Annotated in this window: 18 protein-coding genes; 7 read left to right on the forward strand and 11 right to left on the reverse strand. The window is 67.3% G+C overall.

Going from position 1 to position 21,155, the window contains the following annotated elements:
• Window positions 1-17 precede the first annotated feature (17 nt).
• Window positions 18-761: a DUF4333 domain-containing protein gene (locus tag G6N46_RS07850; protein WP_138248741.1), complete on the reverse strand. Its 744-nt coding sequence runs from the start codon at window positions 759-761 to the stop codon at window positions 18-20.
• Between the two features lie 142 nt (window positions 762-903).
• Here G6N46_RS07850 and G6N46_RS07855 point away from each other — a divergent pair, with 142 nt between their 5' ends.
• Window positions 904-1,782: an MBL fold metallo-hydrolase gene (locus G6N46_RS07855; protein ID WP_138248740.1), complete on the forward strand. Its 879-nt coding sequence runs from the start codon at window positions 904-906 to the stop codon at window positions 1,780-1,782.
• A 12-nt stretch (window positions 1,783-1,794) separates the two neighbouring features.
• On the opposite strand, the gene G6N46_RS07860 is transcribed toward G6N46_RS07855, so the two are convergent.
• The 7 genes from G6N46_RS07860 to G6N46_RS07890 all read right to left on the reverse strand — a co-directional run bounded on the left by G6N46_RS07860 (window position 1,795) and on the right by G6N46_RS07890 (window position 9,918).
• Window positions 1,795-4,584, reverse strand: coding sequence for a DEAD/DEAH box helicase (locus G6N46_RS07860; RefSeq protein WP_138248739.1), 2,790 nt, complete (start codon window positions 4,582-4,584; stop codon window positions 1,795-1,797).
• Complete coding sequence (tatC, locus tag G6N46_RS07865; protein ID WP_138248738.1) at window positions 4,568-5,515, reverse strand: twin-arginine translocase subunit TatC; 948 nt, start codon at window positions 5,513-5,515, stop codon at window positions 4,568-4,570. The genes G6N46_RS07860 and tatC overlap by 17 nt, the downstream gene beginning before the upstream one ends.
• A gap of 61 nt (window positions 5,516-5,576) precedes the next feature.
• Window positions 5,577-5,834: a Sec-independent protein translocase subunit TatA gene (gene tatA, locus G6N46_RS07870; RefSeq protein ID WP_138248737.1), complete on the reverse strand. Its 258-nt coding sequence runs from the start codon at window positions 5,832-5,834 to the stop codon at window positions 5,577-5,579.
• Window positions 5,835-5,865: 31 nt separating this feature from the next.
• Window positions 5,866-6,846, reverse strand: coding sequence for a helix-turn-helix transcriptional regulator (locus G6N46_RS07875; protein WP_138248736.1), 981 nt, complete (start codon window positions 6,844-6,846; stop codon window positions 5,866-5,868).
• A 31-nt stretch (window positions 6,847-6,877) separates the two neighbouring features.
• On the reverse strand, window positions 6,878-7,873 hold the full coding sequence (locus G6N46_RS07880) for a helix-turn-helix transcriptional regulator (protein ID WP_138248735.1): 996 nt from the start codon (window positions 7,871-7,873) through the stop codon (window positions 6,878-6,880).
• Between the two features lie 69 nt (window positions 7,874-7,942).
• Window positions 7,943-9,301 (reverse strand): Pup--protein ligase, encoded by a 1,359-nt coding sequence (gene pafA / locus G6N46_RS07885; RefSeq protein ID WP_138248734.1) that lies wholly within the window; start codon window positions 9,299-9,301, stop codon window positions 7,943-7,945.
• 53 nt (window positions 9,302-9,354) lie between these two features.
• Entirely contained in the window at window positions 9,355-9,918 is a 564-nt protein-coding gene (locus G6N46_RS07890) for a TetR/AcrR family transcriptional regulator (protein WP_138248733.1), read from the reverse strand.
• 113 nt (window positions 9,919-10,031) lie between these two features.
• On the opposite strand from G6N46_RS07890, the gene G6N46_RS07895 reads away from it, so the two are divergent.
• Complete coding sequence (locus G6N46_RS07895; protein WP_138248732.1) at window positions 10,032-10,871, forward strand: alpha/beta hydrolase; 840 nt, start codon at window positions 10,032-10,034, stop codon at window positions 10,869-10,871.
• A 70-nt stretch (window positions 10,872-10,941) separates the two neighbouring features.
• Here G6N46_RS07895 and G6N46_RS07900 read toward each other — a convergent pair whose 3' ends face one another.
• Window positions 10,942-11,148 (reverse strand): hypothetical protein, encoded by a 207-nt coding sequence (locus G6N46_RS07900; RefSeq protein WP_138248731.1) that lies wholly within the window; start codon window positions 11,146-11,148, stop codon window positions 10,942-10,944.
• A gap of 172 nt (window positions 11,149-11,320) precedes the next feature.
• On the opposite strand from G6N46_RS07900, the gene G6N46_RS07905 reads away from it, so the two are divergent.
• Complete coding sequence (locus tag G6N46_RS07905; protein WP_138248730.1) at window positions 11,321-12,007, forward strand: cupin domain-containing protein; 687 nt, start codon at window positions 11,321-11,323, stop codon at window positions 12,005-12,007.
• Between the two features lie 13 nt (window positions 12,008-12,020).
• Here G6N46_RS07905 and G6N46_RS07910 read toward each other — a convergent pair whose 3' ends face one another.
• Window positions 12,021-12,290, reverse strand: a complete 270-nt coding sequence (locus G6N46_RS07910) for a metal-sensitive transcriptional regulator (RefSeq protein WP_061001596.1) — start codon at window positions 12,288-12,290, stop codon at window positions 12,021-12,023.
• Between the two features lie 453 nt (window positions 12,291-12,743).
• Here G6N46_RS07910 and G6N46_RS07915 point away from each other — a divergent pair, with 453 nt between their 5' ends.
• Complete coding sequence (locus G6N46_RS07915) at window positions 12,744-13,175, forward strand: MmpS family transport accessory protein (RefSeq protein ID WP_138248729.1); 432 nt, start codon at window positions 12,744-12,746, stop codon at window positions 13,173-13,175.
• A complete protein-coding gene (locus tag G6N46_RS07920; RefSeq protein WP_138248728.1) occupies window positions 13,172-16,021 on the forward strand; it encodes an MMPL/RND family transporter in 2,850 nt (949 codons plus the stop codon). The genes G6N46_RS07915 and G6N46_RS07920 overlap by 4 nt, the downstream gene beginning before the upstream one ends.
• Here the strand turns inward: G6N46_RS07920 and G6N46_RS07925 are convergent, their stop codons facing one another.
• Window positions 16,022-17,557, reverse strand: coding sequence for a PucR family transcriptional regulator (locus G6N46_RS07925; RefSeq protein WP_163693121.1), 1,536 nt, complete (start codon window positions 17,555-17,557; stop codon window positions 16,022-16,024).
• Between the two features lie 147 nt (window positions 17,558-17,704).
• On the opposite strand from G6N46_RS07925, the gene G6N46_RS07930 reads away from it, so the two are divergent.
• Both G6N46_RS07930 and G6N46_RS07935 read left to right on the forward strand, forming a co-directional pair.
• Window positions 17,705-19,135, forward strand: a complete 1,431-nt coding sequence (locus G6N46_RS07930; protein WP_138248726.1) for a gamma-aminobutyraldehyde dehydrogenase — start codon at window positions 17,705-17,707, stop codon at window positions 19,133-19,135.
• Window positions 19,136-19,209: 74 nt separating this feature from the next.
• The gene (locus G6N46_RS07935; RefSeq protein WP_138248725.1) at window positions 19,210-21,153 is read left to right on the forward strand and encodes a primary-amine oxidase; all 1,944 of its coding nucleotides are present in this window, start codon (window positions 19,210-19,212) and stop codon (window positions 21,151-21,153) included.
• Window positions 21,154-21,155 lie beyond the last annotated feature (2 nt).

The raw sequence follows: 21,155 nt of genomic DNA on the forward strand, positions 1-21,155 counted from the left end.
CGTCACGCGCGGGTGCGTTACTTCGGGCGGCCGACCTCGTACGTGCCCTTGTCGTCCTTGAACGTGACCTTGACGGTGCGCTTGGTGCCGTCGATGTTCACGTCGCAGTCGAACGTCTGCCCGGACTTGACCTCAGGGTCGCTGCCGTTGTTGCACTTGACGTCCTTGACGTTCTTGGCGCCGTAGCCGTTGGTCTCGTCAGTGAGGATCTTCTGCACGCCCGACTGCGCGGCGTTGATGTCGAGCTTGGTGGTGACGAAGAAGCCCGGCCACAGGAACCCGAGGACGCCGACGACCGCGACGACGACGGCGGCCACGACGCCACCGATGATCATCAGCGTCTTGCTGCTGGCCTTCTTGGCGGCCGGGGCGCCGAACTGCTGGTCGAACTGCTGGCCCGCGGCACCGTCACCGAACTGCGGCTGACCGTATTGACCCGGCTGGCCGTACTGGGGCTGACCGTACTGTCCCGGCTGGCCGTACTGCGGCTGACCGTAGGCGCCCGGCTGCGGGTAGCCCTGCTGCGGGTAGCCCGGGTACTGCTGCTGGGGGTAGCCCGGAACCTGCTGCGCCCCAGGCTGGGCGGCACCGGGCTGAACGGCCGGGTACTGCTGCTGGTACTGCTCCGGGTTGTAGGCCGGCTGCTGTCCCCATGCCGGGGCGGCAGTGGTCGGCTGCTCGGCGCCGGACGCCGGCTGACCCCAAGCGGGCTGCTGACCTTGCCACTGCTGTGACGGATCAGTTCCCTCTGGACCGCTCATCGTCTCTCCCTCGGTGCTCTACTACTCGGACGTCATCCGGGCTGCTGGTCAACCACACTACCGGTGCCGCCGTTCCTGGATGACCTGCACGCGGGGCGCGTGTCTGGGCATTACCTGACCCGGCCGGCCTTAGTCTCGCGGTATGACGGACCAAATCCGGCTCGGCAACGCCATCTTGACCCGCGTCGCGGAAACCCAGGTGCAAATCCCGACCACCCTGTGGCCGTCGACGCCGCCGGAGGCCTGGCACGCCGAGGCCGAACTCCTGGCGCCACGGTTCTGGAACCCCGAGACCGACCTGTTCCGGATCGCGATCCAGAGCTGGGTGCTGCAGGTCGACGGGCTGACCATCGTCATCGACACCGGCGCCGGCAACGATCGGCACCGGCCGCACATGCTGCCGCTGGATCACCTCAGCACGCCGTTCCTCGACAACATGCGCGCTGCGGGCATCGACCCGGCAGCCGTCGACGTCGTGCTCAACACGCACCTGCACACCGATCACGTCGGCTGGAACACCCAATTGGTCGACGACGCTTGGGCCCCGACGTTCCCCAACGCCCGGTACCTGATGCCCGAGGCCGACTACCGATTCTTCGCGCCCGACAACCCCGAGACCACCGACGAGATGCGAACGGTGTTCGAGGACAGCGTCATTCCCGTGGCCGACCAGACCGAGCAGTTCTCCGGCGACTATCAGCTGAGCGACTCGGTGTGGTTGCGTCCGGCGCCCGGCCACACACCCGGCTCGTCGGTGTTGTGGCTCGATGCCGGTAAGCCGGCGGTATTCGTCGGCGACCTGACGCACTGCCCCATCCAGATTCCCCGGCCGGATGATCCGTGCGCGTTCGACGTCAACGGGGCCGAAGCGACCGTCACCCGCAAGCGGGTGTTCACCGAGGCATCCCGGCGGCGGGCGGCGGTGGTGCCGGCGCACTATGCCGGCCACGGCGGCGCAACCATCGTGGCGCGCGGCGACCGGTTCATGGTCGACGACTGGCTGGATCTGAGTCCGGCCTGAGCCGGCGGCAGCTCACATGCTGTCGATGGCGACGACACCGCGACGCACGGCGCCGATGGCCCGCTTGGCCGTGGCCCGCAGCTGCGGCGACGGCGCGGCGAGCCGCACCTGGTCCAGCAGGTCCAGCACCTGGCGACACCACCGCACGAAATCACCTGCGGGCAGCGCGTTTCCGTTGCCGTTGTCGGACATCAGCAGCGCCGCGGTCAGATCACCGTAGGTCGCCCAGCTGTACATCGCCGCGGCGAAACCGGCGTCGGGTTCCCGGCTGAACGGCAGCCGGTGCCGGCGCTCGTCGCCGCGGATGTCGGTCCACAGCCTGCGAGTCTTGGCCAGCGCCCGCCGTACCTCGTCGGTGACCTGCTCGGAGCCCGGCGGCACCGTCGGGCCGTCACCGCGGGATTCGAACAGCACCGCGGACACGACCGCGGCCAGCTCGGCCGGATTCAGGGTGTCCCACACGCCGCCGCGCAGGCACTCGGCGACCAGCAGGTCGCTCTCGCTGTAGATGCGGGCCAGGAGCCGTCCGTCGTCGGTGACCGCAGGCTCGCCTTCGGCGCCTTCGATGAAGCCCCGCTCGCTGAGCAGCGACACGATGCGGTCGAAGGTGCGCGCCAGCGAGTTGGTGGCCGCGGCGACTTTCTGCTGGGTCTGGTCGTTGTCGCGTTCGATACGCAGGTAACGCTCGGCGGCGCGCACCCTGGCTTCGCGGTCGGGCAGTTGATGCGCGGGGTGCCGGCGCATCTGCTCGCGCAGGCCGGCGAGCTCCGGATCGATGTCCGGTGTCGCCTCCGTGGCGCCGCGGCTGCGCCGCACCGACGGCACATCGAGGCTGTCGGCCGCCCGCAGCAGCGCCAATGCCAGATCACGGCGCACCTTCGGCTGCCGGTGCTCCACCCGCTTGGGCAGCGACATGCTGCCCAGACGCTGCGACGTCCCGGCGTAGTCGGCGGCGGAAATCCTTCCCGCCCAACGATGTTCGGTCAGCACCAGCGGGCGGGGGTCGTCGGCGTCGAACGCCGGCTCCAGCACCACGGCCAGTCCGCTGCGCCGACCCAGGCCGATGGCTATGACGTCGCCCCGCTTGAGCCCGGCCAGCGCGTCGTTGATGCCCTTGCGCCGCGTCAGGCGACCGGCCCGGGACTGCGCCCGCTCACGTTCGGTGATGCTCGCCCGCAGCCGGGCGTACTCGAGCACGGACTCCCAGTCGTCACTCTGCTCGGCTGCAATCTCGGCGAGCATCCGCTCACCGCGCTTGATACCGCGCACCAGCCCGGTGACCGAGCGGTCCGCCTGGTACTGCGCGAACGACTGCTCGAGCAACCGGTGCGCCGCGGCCGGCGTCATGTGCTGCACCAGGTTGATCGTCATGTTGTACGACGGCGCGAAGGAACTGCGCAGCGGGAAGGTTCGGGTCGACGCCAGGCCGGCGACCTGGGCCGGATCGGCCATCTCGTCGGTGGCATGCCACAGCACTACGGCGTGGCCCTCGACGTCGATGCCGCGGCGGCCGGCGCGACCGGTCAGCTGGGTGTACTCCCCCGGCGTCAACGGGGCGTGCTGCTCGCCGTTGTACTTGACCAACCGTTCCAGCACGACGGTACGGGCCGGCATGTTGATGCCCAAAGCCAGTGTCTCCGTGGCGAAGACGGCCTTGACCAGGCCCGCGGTGAACAGCTCCTCGACGGTGTGCCGGAACACCGGCAGCAGCCCGGCGTGGTGGGCGGCCAATCCGCGCAGCAGGCCTTCGCGCCACTCGTGATAGTCCAGCACCGCCAGATCGGACTCGGCCAGATCGGCACAGCGCCGGTCGACGATCTCGGCGATCCGGTCGCGCTCGGTCTTGTTGGTCAGCCGCACCGCCGATCGCAGGCACTGCTTGACCGCGGCGTCACACCCGGCGCGGGAGAACACGAATGTGATGGCCGGCAGCAGCCCGGCCTGGTCGAGTGTGCCGATGACGTCGGGCCGGCTCGGCGGGCGGTACATGGCGGGCCGGCCCCGATGGCCGTCGCGGCCGCGCCCGCGGGGCTGCCAGTCCATCAACCGGTCCGCCTCGCGGCGATGCGCGATGTGCCGCAACAACTCCGGGTCGACGCGCGCCTTCCCCTTGCCGGGGGCCGCACCCTTGGACAGGTCGAAGAGATCGAAGAGCCGCTTGCCCACCAGCATGTGCTGCCACAGCGGCACCGGGCGGTGTTCGTCGACGACGACGGTCGTGTCACCACGGACCGTCTGGATCCAGCCGCCGAACTCCTCGGCGTTGCTCACCGTCGCCGACAGGCTGACCAGCCGGACCTCGTCGGGCAGGTGCAGGATCACTTCCTCCCACACCGCGCCGCGCATCCGGTCGGCGAGGAAGTGCACCTCGTCCATCACGACGTACGCCAGGCCGTGCAGCGCAGGCGAATCGGCGTACAGCATGTTGCGCAGCACTTCGGTGGTCATGACCACGATGTCGGCGTCGCCGTTGATCGCCTGGTCACCGGTGAGCAGGCCGATGCGTTCGGGGCCGTAGCGGGCCACCAGATCGTTGTGCTTCTGGTTGCTCAGTGCCTTGATCGGGGTGGTGTAGAAGCACTTCCGCCCGGCGGCCAGCGCCAGATGCACCGCGAATTCGCCGACGACGGTCTTGCCGGCGCCGGTCGGGGCACAGACCAGAACGCCGCGCCCGTTCTCGAGCGCCACGCAGGCGTTGGTCTGGAACGGGTCCAGGGTGAACGACAGGCCGGCGGCGAAGTCACGCAGTTGCGGCCCCGGCTCGACCGGGGCCGCCTCCTGCGGGTCAGGTGGCGTCGTCATCGATGGTCAGCCGGGTCGGCGTCGGCACGGCAGATGGCGCATCGATGGGTTCTACCGGCCCGATCGGGGCGGCCTCGTCGTCGGGAACGGTCTCGGCTTCGCGCCGGGCCTTGCGCCGGTCGTGGAGCCGTGCCACCTGGATCGACATCTCCAGCAGCACCGTCAGCGCGAGCGACAGCGCCAGCATCGAGAACGGGTCCGAGCCGGGCGTCACGAACGCCGCGAACACGAACAGGCCGAAGATCAGCCCGCGACGCCAGGCCTTGAGCTTCTCGTAGGTGAGCACCCCGACCAGGTTCAGCATGATGATCAGCAGCGGGAACTCGAAGCTGATGCCGAACACGATCAGCAGGTTGATCAGGAAGCCGAAGTACTGCTCACCGGACAGCGCGGTGATCTGCACATCGCTACCGACGGTCAACAGGAACGACAGCGCCGTCGACAACACGACGTACGCCAGCACAGCGCCACCCACGAACAGCACCGCACCGACGCCGACGAACAGCGACGCCAAACGCCTTTCATTCTTGTACAGGCCCGGCGTGATGAACGCCCAGATCTGATAGAGCCACACCGGGCAGGCCAGGATGATGCCCGCCGCCATGCCGACCTTCAGACGCAGCATGAACTGGTCGAACGGTGCCGTGGCCAACAGCCGGCACTCCCCGTCGGGCGCGATCGTCGCACGCGACGACGCCGGCAGCGAGCAGTACGGACCGCGCAGCCAGTCACCGAGGCTGGGGAATCCGAAGAAGCCGTGCCCGTACCAGAGGAAGCCGACGACGGTCGTCAACAGGACCGCGACGACCGCGATCAGCAACCGTGTCCGGAGCTCCTCGAGATGATCGACGAGCGACATGGTGCCGTCAGGGTTGACCCGCGACCGTCGGCGGCGCGGGTCGAGCTTTCGGAAGATTCCAGTTACTGGCACGTGAGTGTGAAATAGGCCGACCGCCGCGAGCGCTGGGCCCGCGGCGGGATCACGGCAAAGGTCAGGCCGGGTGCTTGTCCGCGGCGTCCGGCGCTGCCTGCGGTGCAGGCGCCGGGTTCTCGACGCGCTCGGCAGTGATCGGGCGCGGCGCAGGTTGCTGCTCCGACGAGCCGTCCGACTGCATTTCCTTCAACTCGGACTTGAAGATGCGCATCGACTTACCGAGCGAACGCGCGGCGTCCGGCAGCTTCTTCGCGCCGAAGAGCAGCACGAACACCGCGATGACGATCAACCAGTGCCACGGTTGCAAACCGCCCAATTTGGGTCACCTCCAGAAGTTGAGGCCGAGTCTACTCGCCAAGGCCGGGTTCATACGCCGCCAGCGCCGCTACCGCGGACTCGCGCACCCGGTCGGCGAGCGCCGGCGGATCGAGGACCCGGACCGCCGAACCGAAACCGAGGACGAAACGGGCCATCCACTCGTTCGACGCGTAACTCATGGTGGCTTCCCAGCTGCCGTCGGGAATTTCGCGCTGCACTGCCAGCGGGTAGTAGTCGAACATCCACGCCGCCGACGCGTCGATCAGCAGCGTCGCCACCGGGAGCGTCGGGTCCGCGGTCTCCGCCGAGAACAGCGACGTGTCCGGTCCGGCCTGCACCGCGGGTGCCGGCGGCGCGGCCGGTTCGTCCAGGGCGGTGGCGTCGACGACGCGGTCGAAGCGGAACAGCCGCACGCCCTCGGCGGTGCGGCACCATGCCTCGAGGTAGCTGTGGTCACCGATCAGAGCCACCCGGATCGGGTCGACGACGCGCTGCGAGACGGTGTCGTGCGAAGCGGAGTAGTACTCGAGGGACAACGCCCGCTTGTCGCGCACCGCGGCCCGCACCGTCGCGGTCGCCTTGTTCTCGACATCGCCGGTGACATCCGGGGCCGGTGCCGCCGCCGCGGTCGCGCCGGCGGTCCCGGCGGCGGCCTCGATCTTGGCGATCACGCTGCGCGCCACGTCGGGGTCGACGACGCCGGGCACGTCGACCAGCGCGCGTAGCGCCATCAGCACGCCGGTGGCCTCCGGCGAGGTGAGCCGCAGCGCGCGGTCCATGCCCGCAGAGAAGATCACCTCGATGGTGTCGCCCTCGAAGTCGAGGTCGATCAGTTCTCCGGGACCTCCGCCGGGCAGTCCGCAGACGAAGAGCTGCCAGAGGTCGGCTTCCAGCTGCTTCCGCGTCACGCCGAGGTCAGCGGCGGCCTTCGTGTGACTGACCCGTGGATTGGCCTGGAAGTACGGGACCATGTTCAACAGCCGCACGAGGCGGGTGGACACGTTGCTCATGCGCGATCCGCCTGCGCCACTCGCTGGATACTCACGATTGGACACTCTCCCCCGCCTGCGCCCGCAACCGACCGATCACGTTGTCCCGCAGAGATTTCGGCTCCAGAGCCACGGCGTCGGCACCGTAGCCGGCGATCTCCCGGGCCAGCCGGTCGACCATGCCGATGTCGACGACGATCTCGTCGCCGTCGCGTCCCCCGCGCGCACTGGGTGAGGTGCTGACGGCCTGCCGGCGCAGCGCCGTCGCCCGCCCCTCGGCCACCCAGATCCGCGCCTGCTCGCCGGCCGGCCACTCGGCCACCGCGCGGTGCACGATGTCCCGCAGGTTGACACCGTCTGGCCGGGTGACGGCGTGGTCGGGCCCCACCGCGCGCACCTCACCGGCGATGCGCGACACCCGGAAGGTGCGCGCGTCGTTGCGGTCCCGGTCGTGACCGACGACGTACCACCGGCCGCGGTAGGTGACCACACCCCAGGGCTCCAGGGTGCGGTCGACGTAGGGCGAGCTCCGGTTGGGGCGATGCGCGAACTGCACGGCGCGGCCGGAGTCGATGGCGGACAACAGGATTCCGAGGGCCTCTTCGGAACCGCGCAGCCCCTGCGTGGTGCCGGTGGTGATGGCGACGCCCGCGTCGGGCGCGTCGACGTCCACGCCGGCCGCCCGCAACTTGAGCAGCGCGCTCTGCGTCGCGGTGACCATCTCCTGCGATTCCCACAGCTGGGTTGCGATCGCGACGACGGCCCGTTCGTCGCCCGTCAGCTCGACCGGCGGCAGCTCATAGGCGGTGCGGTTGATGCGGTACCCGTCGTTGACGTCCATCATCGAGGCGCGCCCGGTCTCCAGCGGGATGCCGAGGTCGCGCAGCTCGTTCTTGTCGCGCTCGAACATCCGGGAGAACGCCTCGTCGGTCGGCGGGTCCTGGTAGCCGGTGACGTTGGCCCGGATCTGCTCCGCGGACAGGTAGCTGCGGGTGGACAGGAGCGCAATGACGAGGTTCATCAACCGCTCAACCTTGGACGTCGCCACGCCCAACAGACTAAGTGGTTGCTGTGCGCTGCGAGCTGACCGCCGCGCCTACCAACGCGGCGGCACCGCTCACATGCTGGCGATCAGCCGGTTGACCCGCTCGTCGACCGACCGGAACGGGTCCTTGCAGAGCACCGTGCGCTGCGCCTGGTCGTTGAGCTTGAGGTGCACCCAGTCGACGGTGAAGTCGCGCCCGGCTTCCTGTGCGGCGGTGATGAATTCACCGCGCAACTTGGCCCGCGTGGTCTGCGGCGGGGTGTTGACCGCCGCGTCGATCTCCTCGTCGGTGGTGATCCGGGCGGCCAAGCCCTTGCGCTGCAACAGATCGAACACGCCGCGTCCGCGCTTGATGTCGTGGTACGCCAGGTCCAGTTGCGCGATCTTGGGGTCGGACAGGTCCATGCTGTAGCGATCCTGGTAGCGCTGGAACAACTTCCGCTTGATCACCCAGTCGATCTCGGTGTCCACCTTGGCGAAGTCCTGGCTCTCGACGGCGTCGAGCTGGCGGCCCCACAGGTCGACGACCTGCTCGAGCTGCACGTTGGGCTCGCGGGTCTGCAGGTAATCCACGGCACGCGAGTGGTATTCACGCTGGATGTCCAGCGCCGAGGCCTGCCGTCCGCCGGCCAGCCGCACCGCGCGGCGCCCGGTCAGGTCGTGACTGACCTCGCGGATGGCGCGAATCGGGTTGTCCAGGGAGAAATCCCGGAACGGGACGCCCGCCTCGATCATCTCGAGCACCAGCGAGGCGCTGCCGACCTTGAGCATGGTGGTCGATTCGCACATGTTGGAGTCGCCGACGATGACGTGCAGCCGGCGGTACTTCTCCGCGTCGGCGTGCGGCTCGTCGCGGGTGTTGATGATGGGCCGCGACCGGGTCGTGGCGCTGGAGACGCCCTCCCAGATGTGCTCGGCGCGCTGGCTCAGGCAGAACGTCGCGGCTTTCGGGGTCTGCAGCACCTTGCCGGCACCGCAGATCAGCTGGCGGGTGACCAGGAACGGCAGCAGGACGTCGGAGATCCGGGAAAACTCGCCGGCCCGCACGATGAGGTAGTTCTCGTGGCAGCCGTAGGAGTTGCCCGCCGAGTCGGTGTTGTTCTTGAACAGGTAGATGTCGCCGCCGATGCCTTCGTCGGCGAGCCGCTGCTCGGCGTCGACCAGCAGGTCTTCGAGCACGCGCTCACCGGCGCGGTCGTGCGTGACCAGCTGCGCGAGGTTGTCGCATTCGGCGGTCGCGTACTCGGGGTGGCTGCCCACGTCGAGGTACAGACGTGCACCGTTTCGCAAGAAGACGTTGGAACTGCGGCCCCACGACACCACTCGCCGGAACAGATACCGCGCCACCTCGTCAGGGCTGAGCCGGCGGTGACCATGAAAAGTGCAGGTCACGCCAAACTCGGTCTCGATTCCCATGATCCGTCGCTGCACATAATCGAGCTTACGGGTTGGGAATGGGTATTAGGTGGGCAACAGGCCGGGCATCACCGAGAGATACCGGCGGCCTGCCGGGCGGCCCGGACGAAGGCGGTCTTGGTCGAGTCGATGCCGTCGAGATATCCGCCGACCAGTGCGGCGTCGCGCAGCAGGACGAGCGATGCCGCGACCTCCTCGGGGTTGTCGCGCCCTTCGGCCGCTGCCTGCAGTGCATCGCGAAACCAGCTGCGGTGCCCGGCGATGAGTTGCCGTACCGGGCTGTCCGGCGCGGGGTACTCGGCGGCGGCGTTGATGAACGGACAACCGCGGGTGTGGTACCTCGCGATGTCCTCGGCGATGCCGTCGATCACCAGCTCCAGCATGTCGTCGTCGGGTCCGGCGGCGGCAGCGGCGTCGCGGAAGTAGCCGCGGATGGTCTCGTCCTCGAGCCCGAGGTACGCCTCGACGAGGCCTTCCTTGCCCTTGAAGTGGCGGTACATCGTGGCGCGCGTGACGCCCGCTTCGGCGAGTATCCGGTCGACGCCGACGGCGTGGATTCCTTCGCGATAGAACAGCTCGGCGGCGACGCGGAGCAGGCGATCGCGAGGTCCGGACGCCGCGGCAGTGGTCATCTGGCCACGGTACCCCGCGGGGCAGAACGTTCTTTCTGGTTGCGGGAACAGATCGGCGCAGCCATCGGTTACTTCAGGCAGAACGACCGTTCTTTCTACTTGAGGAGACCGCAATGTCCACCATCACCGCCCGCGAGCAGGCCGAAATCGACCGCGCGAACGCTTCCACCGCACAACCCGTCGTGTTCGTGCACGGCCTGTGGTTGCTGCCGAACAGCTGGAACGACTGGCGCACCTATTTCGAGGAGCAGGGCTTCGTCACGCTGGCGCCGGGGTGGCCGGACGACCCGTCGACCACCGCCGAGGCCCGCCGCGACCCGTCGGTTTTCGCACGCAAGAGCGTCGGCCAGGTCACCGAGCACTACGCCGACGTCATCCGCGGCCTCGATCGCAAGCCCATCATCATCGGCCACTCGTTCGGCGGATTGATCACCCAGAAACTCGCCGGCCTCGGCCTGGCCAAAGTGGCGGTCGCGATCGATCCGGCGCCGTTCCGCGGGGTGCTGCCGCTGCCGCTCTCGGCACTGCGCGCGGCTTTTCCCGTCCTCAAGAACCCGCGCAACCGTGGACGGGCAATCGCCTTGACGCCCAAGCAGTTCCGGTTCGGGTTCGGTAACGCGGTCTCGGAAGAAGAGTCGAACAGCCTGTATGAGAAGTACTCCGTCGCCGGCCCTGGTGTGCCGCTGTTCCAGGCCGCGCTGGCCAACTTCAATCCGCGCACCGAGGCCAAGGTCGACACCAAGAACCCCGACCGCGGGCCGCTGCTGATCATCTCCGGCGAGAAGGACAACACTGTTCCCCCGGCAATCGCCAACGCCTCCTACAAGCAGTACAAGAAGAACCCGAACACCACAGAGATCGTCGAAATCGCCGGTCGCGGCCACTCGCTGGTCGTCGACGGCGGCTGGAAAGAGGTCGCCGACAGCGCGCTCGATTTCGTCCGGCGGTTCTGACACCCGACCAGAAAAGGCTCCGTCCGCCACCCAAGTGGGTGGCGGACGGAGCCAGGCCGGCCCGGCCGGATCAGAACGAGGTGTCGAGGGCGCCCGCACTCTGATTGGCTTCGTCGTGGTTGGAGATGTGCTCACCCAGCACGTACGACGAATGCGGATCGGTGCCGTTGGGGATCAGCGGGTCGGTGTCGGCACTGGCGATCGGCGCCAGCAGCAGGGCGCCGGCGACGCCGGCTGCGGCCATTGCGGGGGCGATGAACTTGATCGGGTTCTTCATGATCGGCGCTTTCTGTCGAAGGGCTCGTCCATTTCCGGACTGCATTCATCGTCGGCCTCGGACCGGCGAAAGTCGCTACGGCAGGCACCCGTTCCGTATTGCAGCTAGCCGGAAGACGCAGTTGGATGCCAGCGCTGACGACAACGGACCGGTCGCCGACGAATCTGTCCGCATGATGATCAATCGACGGACGATGCTCGGCGGCGCCGGCGCGGTCGGGGTGGCGGCGCTTGCCGGCGCCGGCGCCGACCGCGCCTTCTCATCCCCCTTGTCCCGCAACGAAACTCAGGACGCCACCATGACCGACAACGCCGCCCGCTTCGGCGACCCCCGCATCCCTGCCGAACTGAACACAGCGCAGCCGCACATGTTCCACCTCGGCGCCCTGACGCCCACCCAGTTCGACGGCGGCACGCTGCGCCAGGCCTACGAAGGCAATTGGCCGATACTGACCGGACAGGAAGCCAGCGTGGTGATGGTCACCCTGGAGCCGGGCGGCATCCGCGAACCGCACTGGCACCCCAGCGCCTGGGAGATCAACGTCATCACCGGCGGTGTGGCGACCTGGACCCTGCTCGATCCGTTGGGGCACGCCGAGCAGTTCGAGGCCAACGTCGGCGACGTGGTGTTCGCGCCACAGGGCTCACTGCACTACTTCGAGAACAAGGGCACCGAGAATCTGAGCCTGCTGATCGTGTTCAACGCCAGCACACAGGAGGGCGAAGACGACATCAGCATCGGCGCGTCCATCAGCAAGCTGCCGCCCGACGTGCTGAGCGTCGTGTTCGGTGTCCCTGCAGAGACTTTTACCAAGTTCAAAAAGATCGACCAGTCGCTGACGATCATCAAACGACGTTGACCCGGGTGCCGGGTCAGGCCAGCGACAGGAACAGCTTCTCCAGCTCAGCCTCGGTCATCGGGGCACGACCCTCTTCGACGTTCCCGCTGAGGCACTCACGCAGCCCGGTGGCGACGATCTTGAACCCGGCGCGATCGAGCGCCTTGGATACCGCCGCGAGCTGTGTGACGACGTCCTTGCACTCCCGGCCCTGCTCGATCATCGAGATGACGCCGGCCAGCTGACCCTGCGCCCGGCGCAGCCGGGCCAGGACAGCGGCCATGGCCTCCTCATCACCGACCATGTCGCACCTACCTTTCGTTGGTTGGCGGGCCGAACCGCCATACCCCAGAGGGTATCAGCGGAGTGGGCCGGCCTACTTCCAGAACTTGAGCCGGGTTGGTCGATCGGCCTTGGGATGACCGTCGCACCACTCACCAGCCGGTACCGCCGCCTTGACGGCGTCTACATGCATGCCGCAACCCGACCAGGTGGTCTTGCCACACACCGAACAACGCTTGGGTTGACACATGTTCGAGCCTTTCCGGAACAGCAAGTCGCTTGCCTCATTTATACATACCCCATGGGGTATAGGTCAATGATGTCCCGCGCCAGTTGACACCCGCGCGAATACCCTAGGGGGTATGGTACGTTGACCCCGAGACGGAATACCCGTCGGGGTATATACGCAGACCGCACCGCGGTGGATCCGTGCCGTCCGAGCGACAACCCGCACATCTGTGAAGGGAGACAAACGATGCCGACAGTCCTGGCCAGAATCTGGGTGCCGGCGGTCACCGTGGTGGCCGTCGCGCTGGGCGCGGCGGCGGTCACGCAACTGCGGGGCGCATTCGGCTCCGAACCCATCTTCACCGCAACCGGCAGCAGTGCCGAGCCACTCGAGCCCACGCACGTCAAGCGCGTCGTCTACGAGGTCTTCGGCCCCAGCGGCACCGCGGGCAGCGTCAACTACCTCGACCAGAACGCCCAGCCGGTGCAGACAAGTTTCCGCAGCCTGCCGTGGACCGTCGAGATCAGCACAACCGCATCGGCAACCATCGCCAGCGTGGTGGCGCAGGGCGACGGCGACCGGCTCGGGTGTCGCATCACCGTGGACGGTGCGGCCCGCCAGGAGCACTCCTCGACCGGACGTGATGCCCAAACGTCGTGTCTGGTCAAGAACGCATGAGCGGCAACATCGGCGCGGGCGAAACCCGCCCGGCGTACATGCGGTTCATCCGGCGATTCGCCTGGCCGATCATCATCGGCTGGCTGCTGCTGACCGTCGCATTGAATGTGCTTGTGCCGCAGATCGAATCGGTGGCGCGTGAGCACGCGGTGACGATGTCGCCGCAGGATGCCCCGGCGTTGATCGCCGCCAAGAAGATCGGTGCGACGTACCACGAGTCGGATTCCGACAGCATCGCGATGATCGTTCTCGAGGGCGCGGAGAAACTCGGCTCCGAGGCGCACCGCTATTACGACGGCCTGGTGCGGGCGCTGCGATCGGATCCCGCGCACGTGCAACACGTCCAGGACGTCTGGGGCGACCCACTGACCTCGGCGGGCGTGCAGAGCCGTGACGGCAAGGCGGCCTACGTGCAGCTGAATCTCGCCGGCGACCAGGGCAGCACGCTGGGCAATGAATCGGTCGATCGGGTTCGGGAGATCGTCGAGCGGCAGCCGCCTCCCCCGGGCCTGAAGGTGTATGTCACCGGGCCCGCGCCGCTGACCACCGACATGAACGAGGCCGCCGACAAGAGCATGCTCACGATGATGGGCGTGACGGGCGTCGTCATCATCATCATGCTGGCCGTGGCCTATCGCTCCGCCGCCACCGTGGTGCTGGTGCTGGTCATGGTCGGGTTCGAGATGGGCACCGCCAGAGGCCTGATCGCACTGCTCGGAGACCATGGCCTGCTGAGCTTCTCGACGTTCGTGGTCGCCATGCTGTCGTCGCTCGCGATCGCCGCGGGCACCGACTATGCAATCTTTCTCGTGGGCCGCTACCACGAGGCCCGCCAGGCCGGTCAGGACCCGGAAACGGCCTACTACACCATGTTTCGCGGCACCGCCCACATCATCCTGGGTTCGGGACTGACCATCGCCGGCGCGACGCTGTGCCTGCACCTGGCGCGGCTGTTGTACTTCAAGGCGCTGGGTATTCCATCAGCACTGGGGCTCGTCGTGGTCGTCGCCGGCGCGCTGACCGCCGCGCCGGCCGTGGTTGCGGTCGCCACCCGCCGGGGCCTGCTCGAACCGAAACGGACTACCAAGACCAAGGGCTGGCGGCGCATCGGCACGGCCACGGTCCGGTGGCCGGCGCCGATCTTCGTGGCGTCCCTGCTGGTCGCCCTCGTCGGGATCATGTTCATGCCCAGCATGAAACTGAGCTTCGACGACCGCTTCTACATCCCTCGCGAACTGCCGTCGAACGCCGGATACGACGCTGCTGGGCGCCATTTCAGCGCCGCCACGATGAATCCCGACATCCTGATGGTCGAGGCCGACCACGACATGCGCAACAGCGGCGACATGATCATCCTGGACAAGCTGGCCAAGGACATCTTCAAGTTGCCGGGAATTGCGATGGTGCAGAGCATCACTCGGCCGTTCGGCGGCCCGACCGAACACACGTCGATCCCGTTCCAGATCAGTGCCCAATCGATTCCGATCCAGCAGAACCTTCAGATCATGAAGGACCGGATGGGCGACATCCTGAAGATGAGTGACGATCTCGGCGGCCTGATCGGACCGATGAAGCGGTTGCAGACCCTCGTCGACCAGATGAGCGGATCGACGCAGCACCTGGCCGGCGATGTCCACCAGATGCACACGACCCTGAACGAACTACGGGACCATCTGGCCGACTTCGACGATTTCGCCCGGCCGCTGCGCAACTACTTCTACTGGGAGCAGCACTGCACCGACATTCCGGTCTGCGCCGCAACCAGATCCGTCTTCGACGCGATCGACAACGTCGACACGTTCAGTTCGGACATGACCACGCTGGGCACCGACATGGACCGCACCGTGGCGCTGCTGCCGCAGATGAAGGCACAGTTCCCGGCCATGATCGCGACGGTGGAGTCGATGCGCGGCACGTTGCTCACCTTGCACAGCAGCTTCTCCGGGCTGATCACCCAGATGTCCGCCATGACCGACACCGCCGGAGCCATGGGCCAGGCGTTCGACGCGTCCCGCAGCGGGGACTTCTTCTACCTGCCGCCAGAAGCCTTCACCAATGCGGACTTTCAGCGCGGCCTGGAGCTGTTCCTGTCCCCCGACGGTAAGGCGGCGCGCTTGATCATCACGCACGCCGAAGACCCGGCCACGCCGGACGGCATCGCCGCGGTGCTGCCGACGCTCGAGACCGCGCATCAATCGGTGAAGGGATCGTCTCTCACCGGCGCCAAGTTCTACCTTGCCGGCACCGCCGCGATCTATCGGGACATCCAGTCGGGCTCGCAATACGACCTGCTGATCGTCGGCACTGCCGCGCTGACCTTGATCTTCGTCGTCATGCTGCTGATCACGCGGGCTCTCGTCGCGTCGCTGGTGATCGTCGGCACCGTGCTGCTGTCACTCGGCGCGGCGTTCGGACTCTCGGTTCTGGTGTGGCAGAACCTCCTGGGTCTCGAATTGAACTGGATCGCGCCGGTTTTCGGCCTGATCATCCTGCTGGCGGTCGGCTCCGACTACAACCTGCTGCTGGTCTCCCGGTTCCAGGAGGAAATCGGCGCGGGGCTGAAAACCGGCATCATCCGCTCGATGGGCGAGACCGGCAGTGTCGTCACCACCGCCGGTTTGGTGTTCGCCTTCACCATGATGTCGATGGCGGCCAGCGATCTGAGCTCCATCGGTCAGGCCGGGACGACCATCGGCCTCGGGTTGTTGTTCGACACCTTGATCGTCCGGTCGTTGATGACGCCGTCGATCGCGGCGCTCCTGGGCCGATGGTTCTGGTGGCCGCTGCGGCCCACGCGCCGGACGGCGGCGTCACCCGCACAGCACTCCCCCGCACCGGTGGGCTGATCAGTCGCCCGGTGTCCGCGCCAGGATCGCCAGCAGCAACTCGGCGCGGACCCGGGCGATGGCCAGATCGCAACCGAGCAGCGCCTCGGCGGTCTCGATGCGCTTGCGCATCGTGTGGCGGTGCACGCCGACGGCCGCGGCCGCAGATTCCCAGTGCCCGTTGGCTTCCAGGAAAGCCCGCAGCGACGTGAGCAATCCCGTGCCGAACTCCGCGTCGTGGTCGAGGACCGGAGTCAGGACGGCCGCCCCGAGCGCAACCAGCACGTCCCGACTCTCCCCGAACGCCAGCAGTGCGCTGCCGGCCAGCGCGGAGAACTCGATCGGCGGCCGGCCGCATTCCGCGACGGAGGCCGCCAGCCGGGCGTTGTCGACGGCCTCTCCCAATTTGGCCAGCGGCTGAATTCCGCTGAGGCCCAGACGGATGGTTCGGCGCAACGATGCATCAATCCGGTTCACCAACGCGGCGGCGATCTCCTCGGCCTCCGCTCCGGGTAACAGCACCGCCAGCCATTTGTCGGCGCCGTGCACGAACGCCGGCTGGCCGGCCTGGTCCAGCTCATCGAGGATCGCGGCGGTCACCTTCTTCAGCAGATTCGCGGTGTCGGCTTCAGCGTTCGTATCCGAATCCGCCTGGACGACAAGCACCCTGATCCGGCCCCGGTGATCGGCCGCCTGAGCCAGCTGCGCCCAGGCCGGCTCCAGGTTGGCTTCACCGGTGAGAATGAGGCCGAACGCCTGTTCGTTGAGCCGCTGCTGCGCCTCCTTCAAGCGCACGGGTTTCTCGAAATCCAAGGCGAGCAACGAGTTTGCGTGGCCCAACAGCACCTGATCGACCGGGCTCAATGCCGTTTCACTGACCACGGCGAGCACCCCGTGCGAACGGCCACCGACGCGGATGGACTGCTGCGCGACGGTGACGCCCTCGGCCAGCACCGCGACGGCCGACGCGGCCCCGGGCTCGATGGCATCGCGCACCAGGTTGACGGTGGTGACGTTGAGATTGCGCGGATGCGACGCGATCACCGTGCCGGACGGATCCAGCACCACCACACTGGCCCGCAGCGCCCGCCCCAGTTCGGCGGCAACCTCCTGCGGGCCACCGCTGACGACAGCCCGGGTGATCCGTGGCTGCGCCCGGGACGCCCGCAGCACCGCGTCGTACTGCAGCGCCGCGATGCGTGAACTGACCCGCTGCACGACGGCCGCGAACGGCGTCCGCAACGGAATCTCCAACAGCGGCAGCCCCAGCTCCTCGGCGGCTGTCACCAGTTCTTCGGGCACGTCGTCGAAGGTGAGCCCGGTACCGAATCCGACTCCGGCGACGCCGCTTTCGTGAAGGCGCCGGAGATACTGCCGCCGGTCCGCAGCAGCCGGCGGCAGACTGATGCCCGTGGTCAGCACCAGCTCACCACCGGACAGCCATTTGGCCGGGTCAGCCAACTCGGTTGTCAGGACCAAACTGATCTCGCCGCCGACGCCGGCGGCACCGCCGCGCAGCCGGATTCGCAGATCAGCTTGGTCCAGCACCCATCGCACCGGAACCGTCACCGGCATGAATGTACAGAATGTCGAAAAACTCCACCGAAAATCCCGTAATTGTCCGATGCTGAAGAGTGTGTGCTGGCGCACACTAAGGCCGCCAGAGACGTGACGGCCTTCCCAGCAAGAGAGCGACGGTACGAGATGCCCGACGGACTTCTTCAGAACTACATCGACGGAAAATTCGTCGATTCGTCGTCGTCGGAGGTCATCGACCTGATCAGCCCGGTGGACGGCTCCGTGGTCGGACAGTCCCCCGTGTCCAACCGCACCGATGTCGATGCCGCGGTGGCCGCCGCCGAGCGCGCGTTCCTCACCTGGGGCAAGACCACGCCCAGCGTGCGGCAACAGGCGCTCCTCAAGCTCGCTGACGCGATCGAGGCCCACAGCGACGAGATCGTCGAGGCGCAGTGCCGCAACACCGGCCAGCTCAAGGCCATGATCGCGGCCGAGGAAGTCGCTGTGAGCGCCGATCAGGTCCGCTTCTTCGCCGGGGCCGCCCGCATGGTCGAAGGCTTGTCCGCCGGTGAGTACATGGAGGGCTTCACCTCCTATGTGCGGCGCGAGCCGATCGGCGTCGTCGGCCAGGTGACCCCGTGGAACTACCCGTTCATGATGGCGATCTGGAAGATCTGCCCGGCCCTGGCCACCGGCAACACCGTCGTCCTCAAGCCCAGCGACACCACCCCCGAGAGCACGCTGGTGCTGGCCCGGATCAGCCAGGGCATCCTGCCCAACGGCGTGTTCAACGTCGTTCTCGGCACCGGCGCCACCGGCGCCGAGCTGGTCGACCACCCGGCGCTCGGCCTGGTGTCCATCACGGGTTCTGTCCGTGCCGGTGTCGCCGTGGCCTCGGCAGCCGCCCAGCAGCTCAAGCGCAGCCACCTCGAACTCGGCGGCAAGGCGCCCGCCGTGGTGTTCGGCGACGTCGACATCACCAAGGCCGCAACCGGTATCGCGCAGGCCGCGTTCTTCAACGCCGGCCAGGACTGCACCGCGGCCACGCGCGTCATCGTGCACGAGTCGATCCACGACCAGTTCGTCGACGCCCTCGTCGAGGCGGCACAGACCTTGCGGCCCGGCCTCCCCGACGACGCCGACGCGTTCTACGGGCCGCTCAACAACGTCAACCACTTCACCACGGTCAGCCAGAAGATCTCCGCGCTACCGGAGCACGCCACCATCGTCACCGGCGGAAAACAACTGGGCGACAAAGGCTTCTACTTCGAGCCGACCGTCATCACCGGCGTCCGCCAGGATGACGCCATCGTGCAGGACGAGACGTTCGGTCCCATCCTGACGGTGCAGCCGTTCAGCTCCGACGACCAGGCCATCGAACTCGCCAACGGCGTCCGGTACGCCCTGGCCTCGAGCGTCTGGACGAAAGACCACGCGACCGCCGAGAAGTTCAGCCGTGCACTCGATTTCGGCGCGGTGTGGGTGAACTGCCACATCCCGCTGGTTGCCGAGATGCCCCACGGCGGATTCAAGTACTCCGGCTACGGCAAGGACCTGTCGATCTATGGCGTCGAGGACTACACCCGGATCAAGCACGTCATGAGTGCCCACGACTGATCCGACCGTCGCTTTTCTCCCCCGCGAGTTCTCGCCTCGCGACCCGAATCCACCTGCCGACAGGAGCCTCCTCGATGTCCGACACCTTCCACCCCCTCGACCCGCTGACCGCACCCGAATTCGCCAAGGTCGCCGAGATTCTCGCGGCCGCGCACGGTGTCGGTGAGGGTTGGCGATACACCTCCATCGAGATGATCGAACCGCCCAAGGCCGAGGTCGCCGCGTTCGACGCGACCGGCACGGTGCCGGACCGGCGGGCACTGGCGACGCTGCTCGACACGTCGAACAACCGCACGTACAAGAGCGTCGTGTCGCTGACGGCCAGGGCGGTGCTGTCGTGGGACCACATCCCGGGCGTGCAGCCCAACTTCACCGTCGATGAGTGGGAAGAGGCCGACGAGGTGCTGCGCAAGCACCCGGACGTCATTGCGGCCCTGGCCAAACGCGGGTTCACCGACATGGACCTGGTGTTCATGGACACCTGGACCTACGGCGACGTCGTGATGCCCGAGAAGTACAAGGACCGCCGCCTGGGCTGGACCGACACCTGGGTACGGGCCGCCGACGGCGCCAACCCCTACGCCGGTCCGGTCAACGGCTTCCACTGTGTCATCGACATGAACACCATGGAGCTGCTGGAGATCGAGGACACCTTCACGGTCGACCGGCCGGACATGATGGGCGAATATGTGCCACAGCACATTCCCGAGCGCATTCGCAATGTCGGCACCCGGGAGCCGCTGCAGCCGCTGAACATCACGCAGCCCGACGGGGTTTCCTTCACGCTCGAGGGCAACCTGCTGAAGTGGCAGAACTGGTCGCTGCGCGTCGGGTTCAACTACCGCGAGGGCATGACGCTGCACGCGGTGAGCTACAACGACAACGGCAACGTGCGGTCGGTGGCCAACCGGATGTCGTTCGCCGAGATGATGGTTCCCTACCGCGACCACTGCGAAGACCATTACCGCCGAACGGCTTTCGACATCGGCGAGTGGGGCATCGGCTTCATGACCACCTCGCTGGAGCTGGGCTGTGACTGTCTCGGCGAGATCCGCTACCTGGACGCCGTGCTGCACAACAGCAAGGGCGAGCCGTACACCATCAAGAACGCCATCTGCATCCACGAAGAAGACAACGCGGTGCTGTGGAAGCACGTCGACCACCACCACGGCGCCGAGGTGCGGCGGATGCGCCGGCTCACGGTGTCGTTCCACGTCACCGTCGCCAACTACGAGTACCTCACCTACTGGCGCTTCTACCAGGACGGCAACATCGAATGTGAGGTCCGCGCAACGGGAATCATGGTGGTGAGCAACTTCCCGGAGGGTCAGGCCCACCCGCACGGCACGCTGGTCGACCACCGTACCTACGCGCCCTACCACCAGCACTTCCTCGTCGCCCGGCTCGACCTCGACGTCGACGGCACCGAGAACACCGTGTACGCCAGCGAGACCGAGATCGAACCGATGGGACCGGACAACCCCTACGGACTGTCGCTGCGCCAGCGCAACACCCCGCTGCGCACCGAGGCCGAGGGCAAGCAGGACATGAACTTCCAGACCCAGCGGGCATGGAAGGTCGTCAACGACAACGTCCGCAACGGCATCGGCACCCCGCCGGCCTACAAGCTGGTGCCCGGCGGCGCCTTCCCGGCCATGTTCGATCCGAACTCCCCCGTCCTGGCGCGCTGCCGCGCTATCGAGCACACCGTGTGGGTCACCCCCAACTCTCCCGACGAGCGCTGGCCCGCAGGTGAATTCGTCACGCAGAGCAAGGAAGACACCGGTCTGCCGATGTGGACCGAGGCCAACCGCTCGATCGAGAACACCGACGTCGTGTTGTGGTACGTCTTCGGCATCCACCACATCACCCGCCCGGAAGACTGGCCGATCATGCCGGCGGACACCGTCAGCTTCTGGCTCAAGCCGGTCGGCTTCTTCGATCGCAACCCGTCGATCGACGTCGCGCCGACACCGCCGAAGGCGTGCCACATGTCCTCCAACTGTGAAGAAGGCTAGCC

The organism is Mycolicibacterium phocaicum, assembly GCF_010731115.1.
GTDB lineage: Bacteria > Actinomycetota > Actinomycetes > Mycobacteriales > Mycobacteriaceae > Mycobacterium > Mycobacterium phocaicum.

What these genes read in the sequence shown, in the direction of transcription:
- G6N46_RS07875 (WP_138248736.1), bottom strand. Translation starts at nt 6,846, where the DNA reads ATGAGCAACGTGTCCACCCGCCTCGTGCGGCTGTTGAACATGGTCCCG.
- G6N46_RS07915 (WP_138248729.1), top strand. Translation starts at nt 12,744, where the DNA reads ATGCCGACAGTCCTGGCCAGAATCTGGGTGCCGGCGGTCACCGTGGTG.
- G6N46_RS07920 (WP_138248728.1), top strand. Translation starts at nt 13,172, where the DNA reads ATGAGCGGCAACATCGGCGCGGGCGAAACCCGCCCGGCGTACATGCGG.
- G6N46_RS07895 (WP_138248732.1), top strand. Translation starts at nt 10,032, where the DNA reads ATGTCCACCATCACCGCCCGCGAGCAGGCCGAAATCGACCGCGCGAAC.
- G6N46_RS07850 (WP_138248741.1), bottom strand. Translation starts at nt 761, where the DNA reads ATGAGCGGTCCAGAGGGAACTGATCCGTCACAGCAGTGGCAAGGTCAG.
- G6N46_RS07905 (WP_138248730.1), top strand. Translation starts at nt 11,321, where the DNA reads ATGATGATCAATCGACGGACGATGCTCGGCGGCGCCGGCGCGGTCGGG.
- G6N46_RS07910 (WP_061001596.1), bottom strand. Translation starts at nt 12,290, where the DNA reads ATGGTCGGTGATGAGGAGGCCATGGCCGCTGTCCTGGCCCGGCTGCGC.
- G6N46_RS07930 (WP_138248726.1), top strand. Translation starts at nt 17,705, where the DNA reads ATGCCCGACGGACTTCTTCAGAACTACATCGACGGAAAATTCGTCGAT.
- G6N46_RS07935 (WP_138248725.1), top strand. Translation starts at nt 19,210, where the DNA reads ATGTCCGACACCTTCCACCCCCTCGACCCGCTGACCGCACCCGAATTC.
- G6N46_RS07900 (WP_138248731.1), bottom strand. Translation starts at nt 11,148, where the DNA reads ATGAAGAACCCGATCAAGTTCATCGCCCCCGCAATGGCCGCAGCCGGC.
- G6N46_RS07890 (WP_138248733.1), bottom strand. Translation starts at nt 9,918, where the DNA reads ATGACCACTGCCGCGGCGTCCGGACCTCGCGATCGCCTGCTCCGCGTC.
- G6N46_RS07860 (WP_138248739.1), bottom strand. Translation starts at nt 4,584, where the DNA reads ATGACGACGCCACCTGACCCGCAGGAGGCGGCCCCGGTCGAGCCGGGG.
- G6N46_RS07855 (WP_138248740.1), top strand. Translation starts at nt 904, where the DNA reads ATGACGGACCAAATCCGGCTCGGCAACGCCATCTTGACCCGCGTCGCG.